Source organism: Paraplanobispora takensis (genome assembly GCF_016863195.1).
Classification (GTDB): Bacteria; Actinomycetota; Actinomycetes; order Streptosporangiales; family Streptosporangiaceae; genus Planobispora; species Planobispora takensis.
In genome coordinates, this window is the sequence record NZ_BOOK01000014.1 from 189433 (window position 1) to 211096 (window position 21664).

The 21664-nt window shown below is 73.4% G+C and carries 21 protein-coding genes; 8 read left to right on the forward strand and 13 right to left on the reverse strand.

Translation table 11 applies throughout. The features are described 5' to 3' along the window. Positions 1–161: 161 nt before the first annotated feature. Positions 162–1193 carry a DUF6745 domain-containing protein gene (locus Pta02_RS11160; RefSeq protein WP_203874658.1) on the reverse strand — a complete coding sequence of 344 codons (1032 nt, stop codon included), beginning with the start codon at positions 1191–1193 and terminating at the stop codon, positions 162–164. 82 nt (positions 1194–1275) lie between these two features. Next, on the reverse strand, positions 1276–1602 hold the full coding sequence (locus Pta02_RS11165) for a DUF8820 family protein (protein ID WP_203874659.1): 327 nt from the start codon (positions 1600–1602) through the stop codon (positions 1276–1278). 155 nt (positions 1603–1757) lie between these two features. Here Pta02_RS11165 and Pta02_RS11170 point away from each other — a divergent pair, with 155 nt between their 5' ends. From Pta02_RS11170 to Pta02_RS11190, 5 genes are read left to right on the forward strand one after another with little or no spacing between them, the layout of a single operon-like run. Then, complete coding sequence (locus Pta02_RS11170; protein WP_203874660.1) at positions 1758–2369, forward strand: RNA polymerase sigma factor; 612 nt, start codon at positions 1758–1760, stop codon at positions 2367–2369. Further along, positions 2366–3202, forward strand: coding sequence for a cupin domain-containing protein (locus Pta02_RS11175; protein WP_203874661.1), 837 nt, complete (start codon positions 2366–2368; stop codon positions 3200–3202). The genes Pta02_RS11170 and Pta02_RS11175 overlap by 4 nt, the downstream gene beginning before the upstream one ends. Continuing rightward, positions 3187–4044: an ATP-binding cassette domain-containing protein gene (locus Pta02_RS11180; RefSeq protein WP_203874662.1), complete on the forward strand. Its 858-nt coding sequence runs from the start codon at positions 3187–3189 to the stop codon at positions 4042–4044. Before Pta02_RS11175 ends, Pta02_RS11180 begins: the two co-directional genes overlap by 16 nt. After that, positions 4041–5558 (forward strand): hypothetical protein, encoded by a 1518-nt coding sequence (locus Pta02_RS11185; RefSeq protein ID WP_203874663.1) that lies wholly within the window; start codon positions 4041–4043, stop codon positions 5556–5558. The genes Pta02_RS11180 and Pta02_RS11185 overlap by 4 nt, the downstream gene beginning before the upstream one ends. Then, positions 5549–6175: a hypothetical protein gene (locus tag Pta02_RS11190; RefSeq protein WP_203874664.1), complete on the forward strand. Its 627-nt coding sequence runs from the start codon at positions 5549–5551 to the stop codon at positions 6173–6175. The genes Pta02_RS11185 and Pta02_RS11190 overlap by 10 nt, the downstream gene beginning before the upstream one ends. A gap of 42 nt (positions 6176–6217) precedes the next feature. On the opposite strand, the gene Pta02_RS11195 is transcribed toward Pta02_RS11190, so the two are convergent. Both Pta02_RS11195 and Pta02_RS11200 read right to left on the reverse strand, forming a co-directional pair. Beyond that, entirely contained in the window at positions 6218–7801 is a 1584-nt protein-coding gene (locus Pta02_RS11195) for a sensor histidine kinase (RefSeq protein WP_203874665.1), read from the reverse strand. 167 nt (positions 7802–7968) lie between these two features. Beyond that, positions 7969–8562 (reverse strand): TetR/AcrR family transcriptional regulator, encoded by a 594-nt coding sequence (locus Pta02_RS11200; protein WP_203874666.1) that lies wholly within the window; start codon positions 8560–8562, stop codon positions 7969–7971. A gap of 141 nt (positions 8563–8703) precedes the next feature. On the opposite strand from Pta02_RS11200, the gene Pta02_RS11205 reads away from it, so the two are divergent. After that, entirely contained in the window at positions 8704–9807 is a 1104-nt protein-coding gene (locus tag Pta02_RS11205) for a winged helix DNA-binding domain-containing protein (protein WP_203874667.1), read from the forward strand. Between the two features lie 31 nt (positions 9808–9838). Here the strand turns inward: Pta02_RS11205 and Pta02_RS11210 are convergent, their stop codons facing one another. The 9 genes from Pta02_RS11210 to Pta02_RS41875 all read right to left on the reverse strand — a co-directional run bounded on the left by Pta02_RS11210 (position 9839) and on the right by Pta02_RS41875 (position 17741). Continuing rightward, positions 9839–10510 (reverse strand): biliverdin-producing heme oxygenase, encoded by a 672-nt coding sequence (locus Pta02_RS11210; RefSeq protein ID WP_203874668.1) that lies wholly within the window; start codon positions 10508–10510, stop codon positions 9839–9841. 136 nt (positions 10511–10646) lie between these two features. After that, the gene (locus Pta02_RS11215; protein WP_203874669.1) at positions 10647–11942 is read right to left on the reverse strand and encodes an extracellular catalytic domain type 2 short-chain-length polyhydroxyalkanoate depolymerase; all 1296 of its coding nucleotides are present in this window, start codon (positions 11940–11942) and stop codon (positions 10647–10649) included. Positions 11943–12048: 106 nt separating this feature from the next. Beyond that, a complete protein-coding gene (locus Pta02_RS11220; protein ID WP_239130145.1) occupies positions 12049–13386 on the reverse strand; it encodes an acyltransferase family protein in 1338 nt (445 codons plus the stop codon). Further along, positions 13379–14119: an alpha/beta hydrolase gene (locus Pta02_RS11225; RefSeq protein WP_203874670.1), complete on the reverse strand. Its 741-nt coding sequence runs from the start codon at positions 14117–14119 to the stop codon at positions 13379–13381. The genes Pta02_RS11220 and Pta02_RS11225 overlap by 8 nt, the downstream gene beginning before the upstream one ends. Positions 14120–14342: 223 nt before the next feature. After that, the gene (locus Pta02_RS11230; RefSeq protein ID WP_203874671.1) at positions 14343–14999 is read right to left on the reverse strand and encodes a response regulator; all 657 of its coding nucleotides are present in this window, start codon (positions 14997–14999) and stop codon (positions 14343–14345) included. Next, positions 14996–16324: a sensor histidine kinase gene (locus Pta02_RS11235; protein WP_203874672.1), complete on the reverse strand. Its 1329-nt coding sequence runs from the start codon at positions 16322–16324 to the stop codon at positions 14996–14998. The genes Pta02_RS11230 and Pta02_RS11235 overlap by 4 nt, the downstream gene beginning before the upstream one ends. A gap of 59 nt (positions 16325–16383) precedes the next feature. Beyond that, entirely contained in the window at positions 16384–17085 is a 702-nt protein-coding gene (locus tag Pta02_RS11240; protein ID WP_203874673.1) for a hypothetical protein, read from the reverse strand. A gap of 46 nt (positions 17086–17131) precedes the next feature. Beyond that, positions 17132–17488, reverse strand: a complete 357-nt coding sequence (locus Pta02_RS11245) for a PadR family transcriptional regulator (RefSeq protein ID WP_203874674.1) — start codon at positions 17486–17488, stop codon at positions 17132–17134. A gap of 124 nt (positions 17489–17612) precedes the next feature. After that, positions 17613–17741, reverse strand: coding sequence for a hypothetical protein (locus tag Pta02_RS41875; protein ID WP_275423572.1), 129 nt, complete (start codon positions 17739–17741; stop codon positions 17613–17615). Here Pta02_RS41875 and Pta02_RS11250 point away from each other — a divergent pair. Beyond that, on the forward strand, positions 17740–18948 hold the full coding sequence (locus Pta02_RS11250) for an MFS transporter (RefSeq protein WP_203874675.1): 1209 nt from the start codon (positions 17740–17742) through the stop codon (positions 18946–18948). The two genes, Pta02_RS41875 and Pta02_RS11250, sit on opposite strands and share 2 nt — an antisense overlap. A gap of 200 nt (positions 18949–19148) precedes the next feature. After that, positions 19149–21551: an endopeptidase La gene (lon, locus tag Pta02_RS11255; RefSeq protein WP_203874676.1), complete on the forward strand. Its 2403-nt coding sequence runs from the start codon at positions 19149–19151 to the stop codon at positions 21549–21551. The last annotated feature ends 113 nt before the right edge of the window (positions 21552–21664 follow it).

Consider the following 21664-nt stretch of genomic DNA (forward strand, 5'->3'; position numbering starts at 1 on the left):
CCGATTGCCCGTCGCTATGAACAATCTCACCTGTCCAGGAGATGACTCCAGCCGGGTTCTGTGATATCGGACCAAAAGGTGACGATGTTTTTTTGGAGGTCGCCGATGTTTTATCTGCTCCGCTGCGACTTTCCGGGGCCTGCCGGCGGGAGCGGGAGGCGTCAGGTCTCGCGCTCGGGGCGGTAGTCGGCCTCGGGCATGCCGAAGGTCCAGGCCACGCCCCCACGGGCGGTGCGGGTGGCGGGCGGGACGCGCAGCCAGTACTTGCGGAAGGTGCCGTCGGGCTCCGCGGTGGAGTTGACCACCTCGACCATCACCACCGGCTCGTCGCCTGGCAGGTCGATCCGCCACAGGATCCCCGTCTCGTCACGGTGCAGCGGGGTCGCGCCGGACTCGGCGAGATAGCGGTCGTAGCCGAAGTGCTCGAGCATGACCCGGCGCAGCTCGGCGTTGTCCTCGGTGCGGATGCGCTCGGGCGTCAGCGTCGCCATGGAGAGGGCGAAGTCGGCCGGGACCGGCATGCCGCCCCAGGCGTGCAGCGCGAAGCCGTCGGGGAAGACCAGGGCGGGCCCGCCGGCGCGGTGCAGGCGCGACAGCTCGTCGAGGTGCAGCTCGGCGGGGCGCTCGCAGACGATCGCCACCCGCTCGAACGGCCACCACCAGCCCGCCGCCCGGGCCACCTGGACGAGCCCCTCCACCTCGGGCCTGCCCAGTGCGTCGAACAGCGACAGCCACGGGGCGTCCTGCTGGCCGAGCACGGCGTCCAGCGTCGAGGCGCGCAGCGCGACCCCGGCGGACTCGGACTCCTCGGTCGCGGCGATGCCCCGGCGGATCTGCGTCACCAGGGCGTTCACCGGGTCCCAGAGCAGGCCCCCGGTCAGCGACCAGGCCACCGGCCACTCCGCGGGACCGAGTGAGGCGTGCACCTCGGCCCTGGCCCGCTCCCACGGCCGGGTGCGCACCTCCTCGCGCACCGATCGCCCGGCGCCCAGCGTGGTGATGGCCCGCGCGCCCGCGGCGGGCGAGTCGACCCAGATGATCTTCTCCGGCTCGGGCAGTCCTGCGCCGCGGTAGGCCAGCCGGATGCCCGCCTCGGCGCCGGGGCGGTCGGCGGGACCGGTCCGGAAGGCCACCTCCTCCCAGCGCCGCGCCGTCGCGGCCAGCACGTCGGCGAGTTCCATGGTGACGGTCATGTCGGCAGGCTCCTGTCGTGGGACGGGCGGTCGGCTCGGAAGAAGGCGGGCTCGGGAGGTGGCCGGTCGGCTCGTGCGGCGGTCAGTCGGCGACGACGCGGAAGGCGCCGGGGACGTATTCGCGCTGGCGCTGCACGCGGTACCAGCCCTTGGGCAGGGAGATCGCGGCGTGTTCCTCGTGGACCACGCGCCCCCCGGAGGGGACGTGCAGGAAGTCGGGGTCCATCGGGCGCGGGGAGCGGACCAGGGTGCCGGGGCCGACCACGGCGTGGGCGTGGCCGGTGGCCTCACCCAGCGCCAGCACCAGCCGGCCGCGGGCGTCGCGCGGCGCGGAGGGGGTGGCCTGGACGGAGGCGGGGACGGCCTCTTCGGGAACGGGCACGATCAGGATGTCACCCTGTCGGTACATGGGTCGCTGGCTCCTCGGATCGGGGACTGATCGAGAAACTAGCCCCCGCCCCCGACATTTCCGGACCGGCGCCGACGCCGGTCCCGCCGGTCCTCCCGGACAGAAACTCCCACCCCGGCAGAACCGGGAGCGGTGGGATCTGCGATAGATCGAATGTGTACCGATTCCTCGCCAGACGCCGGGAGCCGCCCCCGATCGGCCCGGACAGCGACGACGCCGCGCTCCTGCTGGCCGTCGCCGCGGAGCGCACCGAGGCGCTGAAGATCCTGCACCGCCGGCACGCCCCCTGGCTCCGGATACGGCTGGCCCGCCGCTGCGCCGATCCCGACCTCGTGGACGACGCGATCCAGGACGCCTTCGTCGCGATCTGGCGGGACGCGCACCGCTATCGCGCCTCCGAGGGCGAGGCGGCGGCCTGGATCTGGACCATCGCCGTGCGCAGGCTGATCTCCCTCCTGCGCCGGTCCGGGACCGCGCCGCGGACCACCTCCTTCGACGGCGACCGGACGCCCGACGCCCACCACGCCGCGTCCCCGCCGCACCCGGTCACCGAGTCCGCCGAGGACGCCGTCCTGGTCGGCGTGGAGCACGGCGACCTGGGGACCGCGCTGGCCCGGCTCTCCCCGGACCTGCGCGCCGCCATCCAGGCCACCGTCCTGGACGGACTCACCGTGCGCGAGGCCGCCCATCTCCTCGGGGTGCCGGAAGGCACCGTCAAGACCCGCGTCATGCGGGCGAAAGCCCAGCTCAGGGGGTTTCTCGCATGAGTACGACCTGGCATCTGCCCGACGGGCTGACCGAACGGTACGCGACCGGCCGCCTGGAACCCGCCCAGGTCATGTCGGTGGAGGCCCATCTCGCCCGGTGCGGGCGCTGCCGCGCGGCGGTGCCGTACGAGCCGGAGTGGCTGGCGGCGAGCTGGGAGCGGGTGGCGGGCGTGGTGGACCGGCCCGCGCCCCGGCTCTCCGAACGGGTCCTGCACCGGCTCGGCGTGCCCGGGCACGTGGCGCGGCTGCTGTCGGCCACGCCCTCCCTCAGCCGGGCCTGGCTGGCGGCCCTGGCCGCGGTGCTGGCCTTCGCCGTGGCCGGTGCCCGGCTCGTCCCCGGCGAGGAGAACGTCCTGCTGGCCTTCCTGCTGGTGGCGCCGGTGCTGCCGGTGGCGGGCGTCGCGGTGGCCTACGGCCGGCACGTCGATCCGGTGCACGAGACCCAGGCCGCCACCCCGATGTCCGGCCCGCGCCTGTTCCTGCTGCGCGCGGTCGCGGTGCTCGCCGTCGCGCTGGGGCTGACCGGCGGGGCGACGCTGCTGTTCCCCGGCCCGCTCGGGCTGAGCGCGGCCTGGCTGCTGCCCGCGCTGGCGCTCAGCCTCGGCCTGCTGGCGCTGTCCGGCCGCTTCTCCCCGCTCCTGGCCGGAGCCGTCCTGGCGACCGGCTGGTTCGGCTCGGCGCTGGTCTGCCACGCCGTCCTGAACGACCGCTTCCTGCCGTTCCACCCCGCGGCGCAGGCCCTGTACGGCGCCGCCACGCTCGCTCTGCTTCCCCTCGTCTATCTGCGGCGCCGCCGCCTGGCCCCTGGAGAACCCCGTTGGACACGACCGTAGAGGTCCGGGCGCTGGCCAAGCGCTACGGCCGGACCACCGTGCTCGACCGCGTCGATCTCGATCTCGGCCCCGGAGTGACCGGCCTGCTCGGCCCGAACGGCGCGGGCAAGACCACGCTGCTGCGCTGCCTGGCCACCACCCTGGCCCCCGACGACGGCGGTATCAGGGCGCTCGGCCTGGATCCCGCCCGCCGCGAGCAGCGCACCGCGCTCCGCCGCCGGCTGGGCTACCTGCCGCAGGATCCCGGCTTCTACCCGCACTTCACGGTCTTCGAGCTGGCCGACTACGTGGCGATCCTGAAGGAGCTGACCGACCGCGCCGAGCGCCACCGGGAGGTGCGCCGGGTGCTGGCCGAGGTGGACCTGGCCGACCGCGCCCGGACCCGGGTCCGCAAGCTCTCCGGCGGCATGAAGCAGCGGCTCGCGCTGGCCCAGGCCCTGCTCGCCGATCCGGACCTGCTCATCCTCGACGAGCCCACGGTCGGCCTGGACCCCGAGCAGCGCATGCGGTTCCGGGCCCTGGTCTCGCGGCTCGGCGAGAGCCGTACCGTGCTGCTGTCCACCCATCAGACCGAGGACGTCGCGGCCCTGTGCGAGCGGGTGGTCGTGATGAACGGCGGCCGGGTCGTGTTCGAGGGCACGCCCGGCGAACTGGCCGGCGTCGCCGCCGGGCAGGTGTGGATCTCCGACGCGCCGCCGTCCGGATCCGCGCTGTTCTGGCGGACGGCCGACGGCCGCTACCGGACCCTGGGGGAGAACCCGCCGGGCGGGACGCCCGCCGTACCGGCGATCGAGGACGGTTACCTGCTGCTGCTCGGCGCGCCGGCGGAGGCGGCGGCATGAGCCTCATGGTCGTCGCTCCCCCGGGGACGGAGCCGTCGGCGGGTTTGCGGTCGTTGTTCCGCTTCGAGGCCCGCAGGCTGCTGCGCAGCCCGTTGTTGTGGGGCGCCGCCGCGCTCTGCCTGGGCCTGCGGCTCTACGAGGTCTGGGAGTGGCTGCCCGACCTGAACGTCGAGGCGGTGGGCATGTCGGGGAGCATGCTGCTGCTCGCCGGGGCGGCGATGCTCGCGGCCGACCTCGCGGCCTCCCGGGACACGCGCGGCGGCATGCCCGAGGCGCTGGGCGCGCTGCCCGGCCGGGCGGCACGCCGGACCGGGGCGGTGATCGGCGCGGCCGTGGCCGCGGGGACCGGGATCGCCGCGCTGGTGATGGCCGCCTACCTGGTGGTCCGGCTGGTCACCGGCCCGGCGGCGGGGGTGTTCGACCCCTACGAGGCGCTGTCGGGGGTGCTGGCCGTGCCCTTCGCCGCGGCGCTCGGCGCGCTGCTGGGCCGGTGGGCGCCCTCGCCGGTCGCGGTGCCGGTGACGGCGTTCCTGCTGGCCTTCCTCACCTTCCTCAACAGCAACCAGAGCGGGTACGGGGACTGGTTCCTGCCGGTGGTGCCCTTCCACGGGCCGGACTGGCCCGCCCGGCCCTCGGGGCTGCACGCGGTCTACCTCGCGGCGGCGGCGGTGCTGTTCGCGGCGGTGGCGCTGCTGCGGCACGGGGCCCGGCCGGTCCGGGTGGTCGCGGCTCTGACCGCCGCGGCGGTCGCGGTGCCCGCGGGGGCCGTCGCGTCCGCCCGGGCGCCCGGCGCGGAGATCCGTGACTGGAGGACCGCCGTGACCGGCAGGGTGATCTCCTCCGCGGACGCGCCCGCCTGGGTCCGCGAGCGCTACGTGGGGCCGGACACCCGCAGGTGTGAGAAGCACGGGAGCGTGACCTACTGCGCCTTCCCGGGCTATGAGCCCTGGATCCCGCTCTGGGCGGCCGCGGTCGGCCCGGTGGCCGAGGCGCTGCCCCCGGCGGAACGGCCCGGCCTGCCGATCGTCCGGCAGTACACCGACTCCTGGTGGATGCACGAGGAACACGACGAGCGGTTCATCGGGACCTTCATGGGGTGGGGCCGGGCACAGGACGCCAACCACGGCGTTCTCGCCTCCAACCTCGTCAACCGGGTGACGGGGCTGCGCCCGCCGGGGCCGGAGGCGTGCGACGCCCGCGGCCAGGCCAGGACGGTCGTGGCGCTCTGGCTGCTCGGCCAGGCCGTCCCGCCGGAACCGGTGCGGGAGCGGGAGATCCGGCTCGGCACCTCCCATTACGCGACTCAGCAGTCTCCGCTGGGCATGGTCCGGTACGGCGCCGCCGAGCTCGGCTACGCCCGCAGGCTGCTGGCCTCACCCGGATTCCGGGAACGGATCTGGGCCCACTGGGAGACGCTGCTCAAGCCCGGCACGACGATCGAGCAGGTCCTCCCCCTGCTCGGCCTGCGCCCCGAGTTCGCCGCCGAACCGGTGAAGGGGAAGCCGTGCTCGTGATCCAGCTCCTGCGGCCGGTCGTCCGGGCGGTCGACTGGACCCCGCTCGCGGTCGCCGGCGTCCTCGCCCTGCTGCCGGTCTCCGTGATCGGCGCGGGGTCCGCGCTGGACCCGGGGATCTCCCTCATCCTGCTCAGGATGACGGGGGTGCTGCTGGGCGCCGCCGCCGGGTTCGCGGTGAGCGACGCCATGACCGCGAGCACGGCCGCGACCCCGGTGCCGCGCAGGCTGCGCCACCGGCTCCGCTGCGGCCTGGCCGGGCTGACCGCCGCGGCGTTCTGGGCGGCGGCCTGCGCGGTCGCGACGGCGCGGCTCCCGCGGGGCGGCACGCTCCGGGTGCCGGAGACGGCGGTGGAGGCGGCGGCCTGCGTGGCGGCCGGACTGCTGGCGGCCTCGGCCGCCGGGCGCGTGCGCCAGGGGAGGACGGCGGCCCTGGCCGGGATGGGCGGGCTGCTCGCGGTGGTCGCGGTCACCATGGCCGTGCGCGGGCCGTACCGGCCGTGGCTCCTGCCGGATGAGGACACCTGGGCCGCCGTGCACCGCGGCTGGCTGGCCGTACTGGTGCTCCTGCTCGTCGCGCTCGATCTGACGGGCCGGGGGCCGCGCCGTACCCGGTGACGGGCGGGAACCGGCGTACGGCGCGCGCCTCGCGGGGGGTCTTCAGGCGGCCGGGTCGAGGCTCGCCGCCTGCGAGGACGACCGCTCCGACGAGGCCGGGGACTGCGCGGCCGGCGCCAGCGGCAGGGTCACCACGAAGCAGGCGCCGGGACCGGCGGAGGCGTCGTACCAGGCCCTGCCGCCGTGGGCGCGCGCGAGCGAGGCGACGATCGACAGGCCCAGGCCCACGCCGGCCATGCTGCGGGTGCGCTCGTCGTCGGCCCGGCTGAAGGCGTCGAACAGGTGGGGGACGAACCCCTGAGGCACGCCGCCTCCGTGGTCGCGGACTCGGATGTCCACCGTGCCGGCGGCGAAGCGCGCCTCCAGCACGACCGGGAGCTCGCCGTACTTGAGCGCGTTGCGCACGTAGTTGCCGACGATCTGCTGCAGCCGCAGCGGGTCGGCCCACACCGGGGGGCCGGCCGGGCAGTCGACCACGATCGAGGCCTCGGGGAACAGCGCCGCGCACTCCGACAGCGCCTCCCGCAGGTCCACCGGCTCCATGTGCACCGGCAGCTGCCCGGCCTGCACGCCCGGTGTCGTCAGCAGGTCCTCGGTGAGCATGGTCAGCCGGCCGAGCAGGATCTGGGATCGGGCGATCATCTGCCGGGCGCGCTCGTCGGAGAGGTCGGGGTGCTCGTCGATGATCTCCAGGAAACCCCGGACGGCGGTCAGCGGTGAGCGCAGCTCGTGTGAGACCACGGCCACGAGGTGGTCGCGCAGCGCGTTGGCCCGCTGCAGCTCGTCGTTGTGCCGGACCAGCTCGTCGGCGTGGCGGCGCACGCGCCGGTAGAGCGTGGTGATCTCCCGCAGCAGCGAGGTGAGGACCACCAGCGCGGCCACCAGGGCCAGCAGGCGGGCGCCGTACCAGCCGAAGGTGAAGCGCGCCCCGGCGAACAGGGTGAGGAACACGTCCCCGCAGGAGGCGATCACCGCGATCACCGCCCACGACTCCAGCCCCCGGACGGTGCCGCGGAACCGGCTGACCGCCAGGAGCAGGCTGATGACGTTCAGCGCGATGATGGCCGCGCCGAACTTCTCGGTCAGCACCCGGTAGTCCCCGTTGACCATGATCACGGGGATGTGCCCGGCCCCGGCCGTCACCAGCCAGGTGACGGCGGCGGCTCCGGTGATCACGGCGCCGGTCACGGCCGCGGTAATCGTCGCCCGGCGCCCGGACGGGACGGGCGCGGCCTCCCACCGGCGCGGCCACGGCCCCAGCGCGAGTCCGATCAGCAGGGGGAAGCCGGTGTGCCATGCCGTCCACAGCCACGGCGCGCTGCTCGGCGTCGCGCCGAGCAGCCCGGTGGGCGCGAACAGGCCGGAGAACACCATCGCGTGCGGCACGATCACCGCCGCCGACCACAGGTAGGCGCTGGACAGGGCCAGCAGGCGGCGGTCGCCGCCCGCCCGGAACTGGGTGATCAGCAGGAAGGCGGTGAGCAGGTCGCTGGCCCACACCACCGCCAGGAAGGCGGGCAGGAAGGCCGGCACGGGCCCGAGCATCCGGCCGGCGCCCGCGAAGATCAGCGCAGTGACCAGAGGCACGATCGCGGCGGCGAGCAGGGGCGCACGGCCCACTCGCACGGCCGGCGCCGGACTCGGGGCTGGACTGACATTCATCACGCCGCATGGATCGGCAGCCCGTCGCCCGATCTGAGGAGTGGGGAACGACCGGTTTCCCGGACCGGGCGGTCAGGCGGTCAGGCGGTCAGACGATCGGGCGGACGGCAGGCGGCCGGGCGGCCAGGTGTTCAGGCGGCCAGGGCGCGCAGGACGAAGCCGCAGACGGTCTCCTCGGCCTGCTCCACCGTCACCGTGCCGCCGAGCAGCGGCAGCCGTTCGGCGCCGATGACGGCCATGATGATCCGGGTGGTGGCCGGCACGTCGGGCGCCTGGAAGGCGCCCGCCTTCACACCGCTGTCGATGATGCCGGTCAGGATGCGCTGCATCGGGGCGACGTGGTCGGCCAGGCGCTGGTAGGCGTCCGGGCCCAGGGCCGCCGACAGGTCGGCCGCGCCGGGATGAGGGTGGGCCAGCAGCCCGGCCAGCTGGAGCCGGACGAACACCCGCAGCCGCTCGGCGGGGGAGGCGTCGTCGGGCAGCTCCCGCTCGTAGGCCTCGATGAAGTAACTCGTCACCCGCTCGGTGAAGGCCAGCAGCAACGTGGCCTTGTCGGGGAAGTAGTTGTACAGGACGGTGCGGGTGATCCCGGCCTCGCCGGCCACGTCGGTCATCGAGACGGCGTCGATGCCCTGGTCCCGGGACAGCCGCGAGACCGCCTGCAGGATGCGATCGCGTGTCTGGGCGCGATGCTCGCCGATCGTCGCGGCCGAAATGCGGGGCATGATCCCATGGTCGCACAGGCGGGGTGGGACGGCCCCGCGGATCCGCCGAGGCTTCCTCCCATCGCGGAATCAATCCTTCCGCAATGACCGGCATGCTTGTCACAGACGGCGGACAGGTCCACCAGGACGGGAAGAGGACACATGACGACTCTCAGCTCCAGGGCGCTCAACCGTGCCACCCTCGACAGGCAGTTGCTGCTGCGCCGTTCGGAGCTGACGGTGCCGCAGGCGCTGGAGCACCTGGCCGGGCTGCAGGCCCAGAGCACCCACTCGTGGTACCTCGGCCTGTGGTCCCGGCTGGCGGACTACACCCCGCAGGGTACGGCGCAGCTGCTGCGCGAGCGGGGCGCGGTGCGGATGGCGCTGATGCGCTCGACCATCCACCTGGTCACCGCCGAGGACTGCCTGTGGCTGCGCCCCCTGGTGGAGCCGGTCATCGAGCGCATGACGATGAGCAACTTCCGCCGCGGCCTGACCGGCCTGGACCGCGCGGAGCTGGTGGCGGCGGCCCGCGAGCTGCTCGCGGACAGGCCGATGACCTTCAGCGAGCTGGGCCGGGCGCTGGCCGGGCGGTGGCCGGACAACGACCCGGCCTCGATGGCCCAGGCGATCCGCGCGTCCGTGCCGCTGGTGCAGGTGCCGCCGCGCGGCCTGTGGGGCGAGAGCGGGCCGGCCGCCCACCAGGCGGTCGAGACCTGGCTGGGGCGGCCGGTGGAGGCGGGCGCCTCGCTGGAGCGGCTGGTGCTGCGCTATCTGACCGCGTTCGGCCCGGCCACGGTCCGCGACGTGCAGCACTGGTGCGGGCTGACCCGGCTGACGGAGATCGTCGAGCGGCTCCGGCCGCGGCTGGCGGTCTTCCGCGACGAGCAGGGACGCGAGCTGTTCGACCTGCCGGACGCGCCCCGCCCCGACCCGGACACGCCCGCGCCCGTGCGGTTCGTCTACGACTACGACAACCTGCTGCGCTCGCACGCCGACCTGAGCCGCCTGGTCACCGTGAACGTCGCCGACCAGGGGTTCGGCATGAGCGGGGAGGAGCCGAGCATGCTCCTGGTGGACGGCCTCGTCGCCGCCACCTGGCGGGTCGTCAGGCAGCGCGGTACGGCGACGCTGACGGTGCGCCCGTTCAGGAAGCTGACCGGTGCCGAGGAGGAGGCGGTGACCGCCGAGGGCGCCGCCATGCTGGCCTTCTCCGCGGCCGGGAAGACCCACGACATCGTGTTCGCGGCTCCCCAGCCGGGGTGAGGCGGCCGGGGACCCGGTCCCGGCGCGGAGGTCAGGCGGCGGACTCGGCCCGCGCCACCCGGCCCAGGTCGCCCAGGACCTCGGTGTTGAGCTGGTAGGCGAGCTTCGTCTCGCGGATGACGCGCTGCTTGTCGGCCTCGTCGAGGGGCAGCGCGTCCAGCCGGGCGCGGTACTCGTTCTTGAACCGGGGGAGGCTGCCGATCGCGTCGAAGCGGTAGAAGTCGACGCCGCCGCCCGCGCGGTAGCCGTATATCTTCTCCAGCTCCATCCGGATGAACTGCCCGCCGGACAGGTCGCCCATGTAGCGGGTGTAGTGGTGGGCGACGTATCCCCCGGGCCAGGTGGCGACCTGCTCGATCCGGGCGACCAGGGTCCGGGTCGGCCCCGAGGGCTCGATCACGTCCGCCCAGCCGGGGCCGTAGATCGTCTCCAGGTCCCGGACCAGCGCCTCCTCGCGGTAGAGCTCGGGGAAGACGAACGGCGCGGCGACCGGGTCGCCGGCGAGCGCCCGGGAGACGCCGTCGAGCGCCACGTAGGCGAAGTAGTGCTGGGCGACCATCTGGCCGTACGCCTCGCGGCTGAGCCGGCCCGCCATCAGGGCCTTGAGATAGCTGTCGTCCTCGGCCGACCGGTGGTCGCCCCAGGTGGCGTTCCTGAGGACTTCGGAGAACGGCGCCTCGCCCGTGCTCACTCCGCTGCTCACTCCCTTACTCACCCTGCTGCTCGCTCCACGTCTCTTTCATGACACGGTGTCATGAAACTCGGAGGCGCGTCAAGGGATCACGACAGGCTGTCATATAGACCCGGCGGTACGGCTCCCGCCGGGTCGTGCCGCCAGGTCAGCACCGTACCCAGTGGCCGGGGGCGATCTCCTTGATCGTGCTGGTGACGTAGACGTTCCACAGGCCGAGGTTCTGCCCCGAACCGGCGGCGTAGGCGTACCCCTGCCGTTGCCGGGCCCGCCCCGCGGCGACGTGCGCGTAGTTGCCCGCCGTCACGCACACGGGCGCCGAGGTGGGGGTCGGCGTCGACGTCGGGTTCGGGCTCGGGGAGGCGGTGGGCGTGGGGGTGGGCCCGGGTTCCGCGCCGCCGAGCGCGCGCACCATGCCCATCAGAGCCGTGATCTGCTTGCCCGCCCGCTCCGCGTAGGCGGTGTCCCCGCCGTACGCCCACCAGTTCCAGCAGCCGCGCGGGTTGTCCGGGGCGGTCGTCGCCTGGGGGTAGAGCACGATCATGCGGTTGGCGTCCGCGTACTCGTTGAGGTACGCCTTGTCGATCAGCGCGTCGCCCACCAGCCCGTGGTACTGGTAGCAGCCGTGCAGCGTGACCATCAGCCTGCAGGGGCCGGACTCGCAGACCGGGGGGACGTAGACGAACCCCTCGCGGCCCATGCTCACCGCGGCCGGGTCCCCGCCCGGGACGTACGGGTCCTGGTCGAAGGAGACGAGCCTCCCGGCGAGGGGCCCGGTGCCGGGGGCGGTGACGCCGCCGAGCAGGTGGCGGAGCATGTCGCCGACCGGGTCGGCGCCCCCGCACCTGTTGACGTAGGGGGAGGCGGTGGAGGAGCAGGCGTTCGTTCCCGCCGGGCTCACCCAGGCGTGCCCGGCGCCCGAGGTCCTGTCGTAGACGACGTCGGCGCCCAGGGCCCCGTAGTACGCGGCCAGATCGTCGTTGACGGCCTGGAGCACCGTGTCGTCGGCGGTGCCGTGGTACAGGTACACCGGGTCGCCGGCGAGCCCGGAGACGGGGTCGACCCTGCCGGCGGAGGCGAGGTTGCGGGTCTCGGCGGCCAGCTCCGCCGGGGTCTTCCCGGGCAGCGTCGTCTTCATGCACGCGTTGAGGGCGTGGCCCAGGTTGCCCTGGGCGCACCGGTAGGGGCCGGCCGAGAAGATCCCGGCGCCGTCGAACGCGGCCGAGTGGGCCACGTGCAACTGGTTGGCCATGAAGCCGCCGGAGGACAGGCCCGAGACGTAGGTCCCGGTGATGTCGTGGCGCTGCAGCGCGCCGGGGACGGGCTCGGGCGCGGCCGCGTTCACCTGTATCGGGACCGGTACGGCCGCCGCCCCGGTGGTGTTCGCCGTGACCGCCGCCAGAGCGGCCGCCAGGAGGGTCAGGAGTGTGCGCCGGAGTTTCATGCGTGCCTCCAGGTGGGGGGATGCCGTCATCCTCGGTCTCCGGGGCGGCTCCGCCCACGTGGCGCACCATCACTCTGCGCAGCGGTGATGTGGCGTGGATCACCACCTACCGGAGAGCGGAGGCCGGAGACCTGCCGGAGGCCGAGGACCTGCCGGAGGCCGGAGGCCGCCGCCGCGCGACCAGCGCCGGCACCGAGGCCAGCAGGAGCGCGAACACCGGCACCCAGGCCAGGCGGCAGGCCACCCAGCCGAGCGTGGCGGGCGGGGAGAGCAGTCCGGGCACCTCGCCGAAGGGCAGCGCCGCGACCACGGTCACCGCCGCCGCGGTCTGGTGCCACAGGAACAGCGTCATCGCCGACAGGTTGACCATCGCCACCGCCGCCCACACCCGGGGCCGCCGCATCAGCCGGTCCAGCGGCCCGCGTACCAGCAGCGCGAGCCCCACCTGGGCCAGCCCGAAGGTGACGGCGGCGAGCGTGGGCGGGCTGAGGTTGGAGACCTTCGCCCCGGTCAGGCCCACCATGCTCGCGGGATAGCCGAACACCGTCACCAGGACCACCGTCCCGGCCGCCCCGCCGACCAGCAGCGCCACCACCGGACGCCGGGAGGCGAACAGGCCGCGCGCCCAGCCCAGCCCCAGCGCGTACGGCACCAGCCACCCGGCCGCCAGGTTCGTCCAGCCCGGCCAGGCCGGCCCGCCGAGCCCGAACCGGAGCGCGTCCACGACGAGCACCACCGCGCCCGCCGAGAGGGCCGTGACCCCCGGCCGGAGCCTCAGCAGCAGGGGAGTGGCCGCGGTCAGCCCGGCGAAGACCGCCAGGAACCAGATCGGCCCGACCACCGGGAGCACCAGCGCCCTGACCGTCGCCGGCGGCACGCCGTACGCCGCCGCCCCGGCCGCGATCGCCGCCCAGGCCGTCAGCAGCGGGACCGCCGGCCGCAGCAGGCGCCCCATCCTGGCCCGCACCCACGCCGGACCGTCCGTCCCCGGCCGCAGACTCCGCGCCGCCGCGTAGCCGCCCACGAAGAAGAACACCGCCAGCGTCTGCAGCACCCACGACAACGGCGTCAGCTCCGGCAGGTGGATCAGCGGACTGGAGATCCGCAGACTCCCCCCGGGTCCCACCACCCACGCCGTCACCAGCCAGTGCCCCAGGATCACCCCCACGATCGCCAGCCCCCGCAGCGCGTCCACCCCCCGGTCCCTCCCCGCAGGAGTCATCGCTTCGATCCGCCCCACCCACCCCCCTCCCGAACTCCCGCTCTCCGCCCGCCCGGCCACGCCGTTCCGGGTTCCGGCCGCACCGCTCTCCGCCCGCCCGGCCACACCCGCCGGCCCTTCGGCTCCTGCGTGTCCCGGGTGCTCGTTCTCCGGCGCCGGTACGGCGGGCAGCGGGGCGGAGATGGCCGGCGCCGCCGTACGGTGGCCGAGGCGGTCAGACATGGGACACCTCGGCGGTCCGGCCGAGGGCGATCAGGGTGAGGTTTCGCAGGGACTCGCTGCCGGGCTGGAAGTAGTCGCTGTGGCCGGCGGCGCCGGTGGCGAAGACGTCGGAGCCGAAGTCCGGGCCGGCCGGGTCGGGGCCGAAGCCCAGCGGGCCGATGCGGATCTTGGGCACCTTGCGCATCCAGTCCTCCGCCCCGCTGCCCGCCCACAGCCGGGTGCCGCCCAGCTCGGCGGCCGACGACACCCCCAGGCCCGGGCTGCCGACCACCGCGGTGTCGGCGACCGCGGTCCCCGGCACGGCCTTGGCGCACACCACCGATCCGTAGCTGTGGCACAGCAGGCTGACCCGCTTGCCCCGCAGCGTCTCCGACACATAGCGCCGCAGCGCCGGGGCGCCCTCGACCGCGGCCCCCTCGGTGGCCACGTCCAGGCTGACGGTCGCCGGGCTGCCGTACCCGAGCCAGGCCACCACCGCGAGCCGGGCGTCCGGGTCCAGGGACCGTGCCTGCTCCAGCAGCGCCCGCGCCGCACCTCCCGGCGTGCTGTACGGCTTGGCGCGCCCGCCGTCGAAGGTGGCGGCCGTGGTGTCGGCACCCGGGACGATCACGGCCACGTGCTCCGCCGTGCTCAGGTCGCCGTAGACCTTGATGATCCGGTCGTCGGACGGCTGGGGAGTGAGCAGGTGGGCGGCGGTCGCGATCGCCGCGGCGGCGAGCAGGGGGCGGACCATGCGAGTCTCCTGTCAGGTTCGGGGAACACGACAGGACGCTATGAACCATGATCGGTAACCCGCGTCACCCCGGAGTGCCCAGCTCCGGGTCCCTCCCGAGAGGTACGCGGGTCACCTTTTCCGGGCGCCCGCGACCCGGAGCCCCTCGCCTCGCGACGCGATCCCGCGAACAGGCCGATTCACGAGAGACCGACTCCCGGACAGGCCGATCCGGTCCCGGGCACTACTCGCCCGGACGCACCAGCCCGCTCTCGTAGGCGTACACGATCGCCTGGGCCCGATCACGCAGGTCGAGCTTGGCCAGGATCCGGCCCACGTGCGTCTTGACCGTCTGCTCCGACAGGACGAGCTCCTCGGCGATCTCCTGGTTGGAGCGGCCCCGGGCGATGAGCGTGAGCACCTCGGTCTCGCGCTCGGTGATACCGTCCAGCCGCACGCGCGGGCGCTGCGGCCCGACGCGGGCGAACTCCGAGATGAGCCGCCTGGTCACCGAGGGGGCGAGCAGCGCCTCCCCGGCCGCGACCACCCGCACCGCCTCGGCCAGCTGCTGCGCCGAGGCGTCCTTGAGCAGGAAACCGCTGGCCCCGGCCCGCAGCGCCTCGTACACGTAGTCGTCCAGGTCGAACGTGGTCAGAATCAGGATCTTCGGGGTGTGCCCGCCGGAGGTGAGGATCTCCCTGGTCGCGGCCAGCCCGTCCATGACCGGCATGCGCACGTCCATCAGCACCACGTCCGGCCGCAGCTCGGCGGTGCGGGCGATCGCCTCCTCGCCGTTCACCGCCTCGCCCACGACCTCGATGTCGGCCTGGGCGTCCAGGAACACGGTGAAGCCGGTCCTGACCATGCCCTGGTCGTCGGCGATGAGCACCCGGATCGTCATGCTTCCTCCATGATCGGCAGTATGGCGGTGACCGCGAAGCCCTTGCCGGTCGGCCCGGCCCATACGCTCCCGCCGAGCATGGCGGCCCGTTCCCGCATCCCGATCAGGCCGTGTCCGGTGTGCTTCTCGCCTCCGGCCTTCGCCGCCCCCGCGGCGGAGCGGTCCCCGCCGTCGTCCGTCACATGGATGTTCAGCTCGTCGCCGGACCTGGAGATCTTCACAGTGACGGCCGAGCCGGGCGCGTGCCGCATGGCGTTGCTGAGCGACTCCTGCACGATCCGGTAGGCGGACAGGCTCACCGCGGTGGGCAGGTCGAGCAGGTCGCCGCCCAGCTTGAGCGCCACGGTGAGCCCGGCGGTGCGCGCGGTGGCGGCCAGCTCCTCCAGGCGGCCCAGACCCGGCTGCGGCGCGGTGTCCGTGCGTCCCTCCCCGTCGCGCAGCACGCCCAGCACCCGGCGCATCTCGGTCATGGCGGCCAGCGACAGCGTGCGGATCTCACCGAGCCCCTCCTCCAGAAGCCGCACGTCCCCTCGCGCCTTCAGCGGTACGGCCTCCGCCTGGATGGCGATCACCGACATGTGGTGGGCCACGACGTCGTGCATCTCCCGGGCGATCCTGGCCCGCTCCTCCAGTACGGCCTGCCCGGCCAATGCCTGCTCGCTGCGCCGTTCCTCCTCGGCCAGGCGCCCGGCGGCCGTCCTCCTGCCCTGGACGTTGTAGCCGAACAGGACGGTGACGGTCACCATGGCGATGCCGATGAACGTCACGCCGGGCAGGTCAGGGCCGGATTGGATGCCGAGGATCCACAGGGCGGCAGCCGAGATCATCCACACGCCGATGATGACGTGCCGCTCACAGCGGACCGCGACCGCGTAGACCACCAGCAGGTACATGATCACGGCGTCGGCGGAGAAGAGCGCCTCCAGGTCATAGCCGCGGGTGACGACCCCCCAGGGGATCAGCACCACCGCGAGCCGCCAGGCCGTCAGCGGCCAGCGGTCGCGCAGCGCCAGCGGCAGCGAGGAGGTCGCGGCGATGAATGCGATCTCTCCCTGGTCCAGGGGCGCCGCCAGGTCCGCCACCTCGGTTGTCAGGAGTGCCTGCACGGCGCGGAACAGGATGAAGGCCAGCACGAGATCGGCGATGAGGACCAGGTCGATCGTGCGGAACGGGAGCAGGCTCAGGAACCCCGGCACGCGGGGGGCCAGCCACCGGGGGCGGGGGTGCGGCGGACCGGCCCTGCCGGTCCACACGGCCGCGACGAGCGCGCGGGCCAGCCGGGCGAGAGGCCGCAGCCGTGCACGCCGGGCAGGGGGAGAAGCCATCCGGCCAGTCTAGGGAGATCGCCGATCACCCGGATCACACCGCGGGGGGATCGGCCGGGTCACCCCGCAGAGGGATCACCCGGGCGGATGCCTCGCAAGGCGGAGGAGGCCGTAGCGGAGGCGCCGGTGCGCGGGCGGCCGGAGGCCGTACCGACAACCGCGCCGAGGGCCGCGCCACCGGCCATGCCCGCCGCCCACAAGGCGATCATGCCGGCGAGGAACTCCGGGCGCAGCACGTCCAGGACCGCCGCCTGCCACGTCGGCGGTACGGCGTCGCCGGTGCTCAGGTAACCGGCCTTCCGGTGCGCCCAGAGCACGGCCTCGGGAACGCCGACGGCGAGCACCGCCACCAGCGCGGCGACCGGGGTCAGCAGCCCGGCGACGGTTCCGGCCCCGAACCCGCGGGCACGGGTCACGGCGGCCGCGGCCAGTGCGGCGAGCGCGCCGTACCCGACCGCCGCGGGCAGACCGAGCACCACGGTCAGCAGTGCCACGTCGAAGCCCCAGCGCGGGCCGTTCGCGACCGTGGCGAGGTAGAGGCGCTCCAGGCCGGCGGTGAGCACCGCTGCGACGGCGGCGACGGCGACCAGACCCGGCCACACGGGGCGCGCGGTGCCCTGCCGCCACGCGGCGCGGGCGCCGACGGCGAGTGCGCCCGCACCGCCCCGCCGTACGGCCTGGCGCAGCCGTACCGCGAGCACCGCGACCGCGAGCAGGGGCGCCGGTGCGAGCACCGCCGCCAAGAGGAGGAGTTCGAGCATCGAGGGCCTCCGAACACAGGGGCGGGCCGGGGTCGGGTGGTCGCGGTCAGATGGCCCCGGGCAGGAGCCGGGCCGCGCCCGGGGCGGGTGCGTCGTCACCGGCACGTGCCGACGCGGTGACGGTGACGGCACGTGCCGGTGCGGCGATGGTGTGCGCGAGCTCGGAGCCCGCTGCGGTGAGGCGGTACAGGTGCCGGGCCGGCCGTCCGCGCGGCGGGTCGGCCTCCCAGGAGGTCTCCACCTGCCCGCGCTCGGCCAGGCGGATCAGGATCGGGTACACCGTGCCCGCCTTCAGGCCGAGGGCGCGGCACAGGTCGTAGCCGTGGCTCCAGTCCGAACCCGCCTCGGCGAGGGCGGCGAGCACGGCCGCGGTCTGCGGGGAGGGGCGTCGTACGCGTGCCATGACTCCAATGTCTATCTAGATAGAGTTGATGCGCAAGCCTTCAGGCGGGCCAAGTCGCGTCGAGCGGAACCGGCGGAGCGTCGCGCCCCGGTCGGGTTTCCGGGACGGCCGGCGATCTTTGCCGCTACGGTTCGTACTGGTTGTGGTGCTTTCGTGGAGGCTGGTAGGGGTTGGCGACCCGGTTCTTCTCCGGCGGGCAGACGGATCGGCTGCGCCGTACCCGGACGTCGGCCGGGAGGAAACGATCCGGCATGTCCATGTCTTCTGACATACGAAAGCCGGCCGCTCCGCCGCGTCCTGCATTTCTCGTCCTGCTGACGGCGATATCGGTGCTTCCGGTAAACATCTACCTGCCGGCGCTGCCGAATATCGCTGCCGCGTTCGATGCCGACTTCGCCTCGGTCAACCTTTCGGTCGCGGTATACGCGGTCGCCACCGCCCTGATCGAGATAATCGCCGGCGCCCTGTCCGATCGTTACGGGCGTCGGCCGGTCGTATTGACGTCCGTTTCGATTTTCATCGTCGCGTCCATCGGTTGCGCGCTGGCACCCGGCATCGGGATCTTCCTCGTGTGCCGCACGTTCCAGGCGGCGATCGCCGCGTGTTTCTCCGTTGCGATGGTCGTCATCAGAGAAACGTCGGGCGAGCGCGAGGCGGTGAGGAGAATCGGCCTCGCCGGCATGGGGTGGGCGCTCGCCCCCATGCTCGGGCCCACGTTGGGCGGGATCCTGGATGAGCTGTTCGGGTGGCGTACGATCTTCGTCGTTCTCGCGCTCCTCGGCGGAACGGTTCTCATCGCGTCGATGCGGCAGCTGAAGGAGACGTCTCCCCATCCGGGAGCCTCAAAGGGAAGGCTTCTCTCCTCGTTCCGGAGAATACTGGGTTCACCCAGGTTCTGGGCCTACACTCTCTGCATGGCCTGCTCGACGGGGACGCTTTACGTGTTCCTGGGGGGAGCGCCTCTGGTCATGGGCGACCATTTCGGCGGATCAAGTGTCGCTCTGGGCCTTTGCATGGCCATGGTTCCGGGCGGGTTCGTCCTGGGCAGTTATCTGGCGGGAATCTGTGCGTCCCGGTTCTTCAGAAGCCACATCCTCCTCTATGCGCGCGTCTTGACATGTGGAGGCCTGCTGGCCGGTTTGGTCCTCGCCACGTTGCATGACATCCACGCTCTCGCGTTCTTTTCCTCCTGCCTGTTCATCGGAATGGGCAACGGCCTGACCGCGCCTGTCGTCAACGTCGCAGTGATGGCTGAGCGTGCCGATCTGGCGGGAACCGCGACAGGCCTGTCCGCTGCGATGTCAATCGGGGGCGGTGCGTTGATCTCCTCTGTCGCGGGTCTTCCTCTCGGCGCCGCCGGTTCGGTCCGCACCCTGCTGGCTCTGTTGCTGACGTCGGCGTCACTGGCGTTGCTGGCGGCGATCTGCGCCGCCCTGGTCGACCGGCGGCCTCCTGCGTAGGTCCGGACGGCAGGGCGTGACCCTGCTGATCATGGACGTGGTGTGCAGGGTGGACATGGCGGCCCTGAGGGGTCGGGCCGAGCTGTCTTCTCATGGTCGATTACACGATTACGATCGCTCACAGCGAAACGACTCAAGGTCGGGAACATCCGGGGACTCCTGTTAATTGAGTGTGTATAACTCAACCCCCTGGAGTGCAGATGAGTGAGAGCTTGATCCTCCCGGTCCTTCCGCTCGACGACGCGGTCGTGCTTCCGGGGATGGTCGTCCCTCTGGACCTGTCGGACACGGAGATCCGCGCCGCGATCGAGGCCGCCCAGGCACTCGACGAGAACAAGCCGTGGGTCCTGCTCGTTCCCCGCATCGACGGCAGGTACGGCCCCGTGGGCGTACGGGCCGTCGTGGAGCAGGTCGGCAGGCTGCCCGGAGGCGAGCCCGCGGCCGTGGTGCGCGGCGTCGACCGCGTCCGCGTGGGGTCCGGCACCACCGGTCCCGGTGCGGCGCTGTGGGTGCAGGCGACCCGGATCGATCCGGTCCCGGCGAGCGAGCGGGCCGAGGAACTGGCCAAGCAATACAAGGCGCTGACCACCACGATCCTGCAGAAGCGCGGCGCGTGGCAGGTCGTCGACGCCGTGAACCAGATGAACGACCCGTCGGTCCTGGCCGACAACTCCGGCTACGCCCCCTGGCTGAGCACCCAGCGCAAGGTCGAGATCCTGGAGGCCCCCGACCCCGCCGACCGCTTGGAGAAGCTGGTCGAGTGGGCCCGTGAGCACCTGGCCGAGCTGGACGTGGCCGAGACGATCCGCAAGGACGTCCAGGAGGGCATGGAGAAGCAGCAGCGAGAGTTCCTGCTCCGCCAGCAGCTCGCCGCGGTCCGCAAGGAGCTCAGGGAGCTCAACGGCGACACCGCCGAGACCGAGGAGGAGGACTACCGCGCCCGCGTGGAGGCCGCCGACCTGCCGCAGAAGGTGCGCGAGGCCGCGCTCAAGGAGGTCGACAAGCTGGAGCGGACCTCCAAGCAGTCCCCCGAGACCGGCTGGATCCGCACCTGGCTCGACACCGTCCTCGACCTCCCGTGGAACGTGTACACCGAGGAGCGCCGTGCCGAAGGCGCGCCGAAGGGCACTGTCGACATCACCGCGGCCCGCGAGGTCCTCGACGCCGACCACACCGGCCTCGACGACGTCAAGGACCGCATCATCGAATACCTCGCCGTCCGCGGGCGCCGGGCCGCCAAGGGCCTGGGCGCGGTGGGCGGGCGCCGCAGCGGCGCCGTGCTCGCGCTGGCCGGTCCTCCCGGGGTCGGCAAGACCTCGCTCGGCGAGTCCGTCGCCCGCGCGATGGGCCGCAAGTTCGTCCGCGTCGCCCTCGGCGGCGTCCGCGACGAGGCGGAGATCCGCGGCCACCGGCGCACCTACGTCGGCGCGCTGCCGGGCCGGATCGTCCGGGCCATCCGCGAGGCCGGCTCGATGAACCCGGTCGTGCTCCTCGACGAGGTGGACAAGGTCGGCTCCGACTACCGGGGCGACCCGACCGCCGCGCTGCTGGAGGTGCTCGACCCGGCGCAGAACCACACCTTCCGCGACCACTACCTCGAGGTCGAGCTCGACCTGTCGGACGTGCTCTTCCTGGCCACGGCCAACGTGCTGGAGGCCATCCCCGGCCCGCTGCTCGACCGCATGGACATCGTGACGCTCGACGGCTACACCGAGGACGAGAAGGTGGCCATCGCCCGCGACCACCTGCTCCCGCGCCAGCTGGAGAAGGCGGGGCTCGGCGCCGAGGAGGTGACGGTCGGGGAGGACGCGCTGCGCAGGCTCGCGGCCGAGTACACCCGGGAGGCCGGAGTCCGGTCCCTGGAGCGCTCGATCGCCCGCGTCCTGCGCAAGGTCACCGCGAAGGCCGCGCTCGGCGAGGGCGAGCTGCCGGTGGCGGTGACGGCCGACGACCTGGTCGCCTACCTCGGCCGCCCGCGCCACGTGCCCGAGTCCTCGCTGCCGGAGTCCCGTCAGCGCACCTCGGTGCCCGGCGTGGCCACCGGCCTGGCCGTGACCGGCGCGGGCGGCGACGTCCTGTACGTGGAGGCGTCGCTGGCCGACCCGGAGACCGGCGACACCGGCCTGACCCTGACCGGTCAGCTCGGCGACGTCATGAAGGAGTCGGCGAAGATCGCGCTCTCCTACCTGCGCTCGCGCGGCGCGGAGATGGAGCTGCCGGTCGCCTCGCTCAAGGACCGTTCGGTGCACGTGCACTTCCCCGCCGGCGCCGTGCCCAAGGACGGCCCGTCGGCCGGCATCACGCTGACCACGGCCCTGGCCTCGCTGCTGTCCGGACGGCCGGTCCGCAACGACGTGGCGATGACCGGTGAGGTCTCCCTCACCGGACGGGTGCTCCCGATCGGCGGCGTCAAGCAGAAGCTGCTGGCCGCCCACCGGGCGGGCATCACCACGGTGCTGATCCCGGCGCGCAACGAGCCGGACCTGGACGACGTCCCCCAGGCCGTCCGCGACGAGCTCACCATCCACACGGTGAGCGACGTGCGGGAGGTCTTGGAGATCGCCCTCACCCCGGCCAAGGTCGCCGAGCACGCCGCGGCCTGACCCCGTTCCACGACCGGCCCGGTCCTCCCCCGTGGGAGGGCCGGGCCGCTCCGTATGCATGCACCGCCGTCGGGACACATGCGCGCACCGCCGTACGGCGCCGCCGGGGGGAA

Bases quoted from the DNA above. Each gene is read 5' to 3' on its own strand.
- Pta02_RS11160 (WP_203874658.1), bottom strand. From the start codon at position 1,193: ATGACCGTCACCATGGAACTCGCCGACGTGCTGGCCGCGACGGCGCGG.
- Pta02_RS11165 (WP_203874659.1), bottom strand. From the start codon at position 1,602: ATGTACCGACAGGGTGACATCCTGATCGTGCCCGTTCCCGAAGAGGCC.
- Pta02_RS11175 (WP_203874661.1), top strand. From the start codon at position 2,366: ATGAGTACGACCTGGCATCTGCCCGACGGGCTGACCGAACGGTACGCG.
- Pta02_RS11185 (WP_203874663.1), top strand. From the start codon at position 4,041: ATGAGCCTCATGGTCGTCGCTCCCCCGGGGACGGAGCCGTCGGCGGGT.
- Pta02_RS11200 (WP_203874666.1), bottom strand. From the start codon at position 8,562: ATGCCCCGCATTTCGGCCGCGACGATCGGCGAGCATCGCGCCCAGACA.
- Pta02_RS11205 (WP_203874667.1), top strand. From the start codon at position 8,704: ATGACGACTCTCAGCTCCAGGGCGCTCAACCGTGCCACCCTCGACAGG.
- Pta02_RS11215 (WP_203874669.1), bottom strand. From the start codon at position 11,942: ATGAAACTCCGGCGCACACTCCTGACCCTCCTGGCGGCCGCTCTGGCG.
- Pta02_RS11220 (WP_239130145.1), bottom strand. From the start codon at position 13,386: ATGTCTGACCGCCTCGGCCACCGTACGGCGGCGCCGGCCATCTCCGCC.
- Pta02_RS11225 (WP_203874670.1), bottom strand. From the start codon at position 14,119: ATGGTCCGCCCCCTGCTCGCCGCCGCGGCGATCGCGACCGCCGCCCAC.
- Pta02_RS11230 (WP_203874671.1), bottom strand. From the start codon at position 14,999: ATGACGATCCGGGTGCTCATCGCCGACGACCAGGGCATGGTCAGGACC.
- Pta02_RS11235 (WP_203874672.1), bottom strand. From the start codon at position 16,324: ATGGCTTCTCCCCCTGCCCGGCGTGCACGGCTGCGGCCTCTCGCCCGG.
- Pta02_RS11240 (WP_203874673.1), bottom strand. From the start codon at position 17,085: ATGCTCGAACTCCTCCTCTTGGCGGCGGTGCTCGCACCGGCGCCCCTG.
- Pta02_RS11245 (WP_203874674.1), bottom strand. From the start codon at position 17,488: ATGGCACGCGTACGACGCCCCTCCCCGCAGACCGCGGCCGTGCTCGCC.
- Pta02_RS11250 (WP_203874675.1), top strand. From the start codon at position 17,740: ATGTCCATGTCTTCTGACATACGAAAGCCGGCCGCTCCGCCGCGTCCT.
- Pta02_RS41875 (WP_275423572.1), bottom strand. From the start codon at position 17,741: ATGCCGGATCGTTTCCTCCCGGCCGACGTCCGGGTACGGCGCAGCCGA.
- lon (WP_203874676.1), top strand. From the start codon at position 19,149: ATGAGTGAGAGCTTGATCCTCCCGGTCCTTCCGCTCGACGACGCGGTC.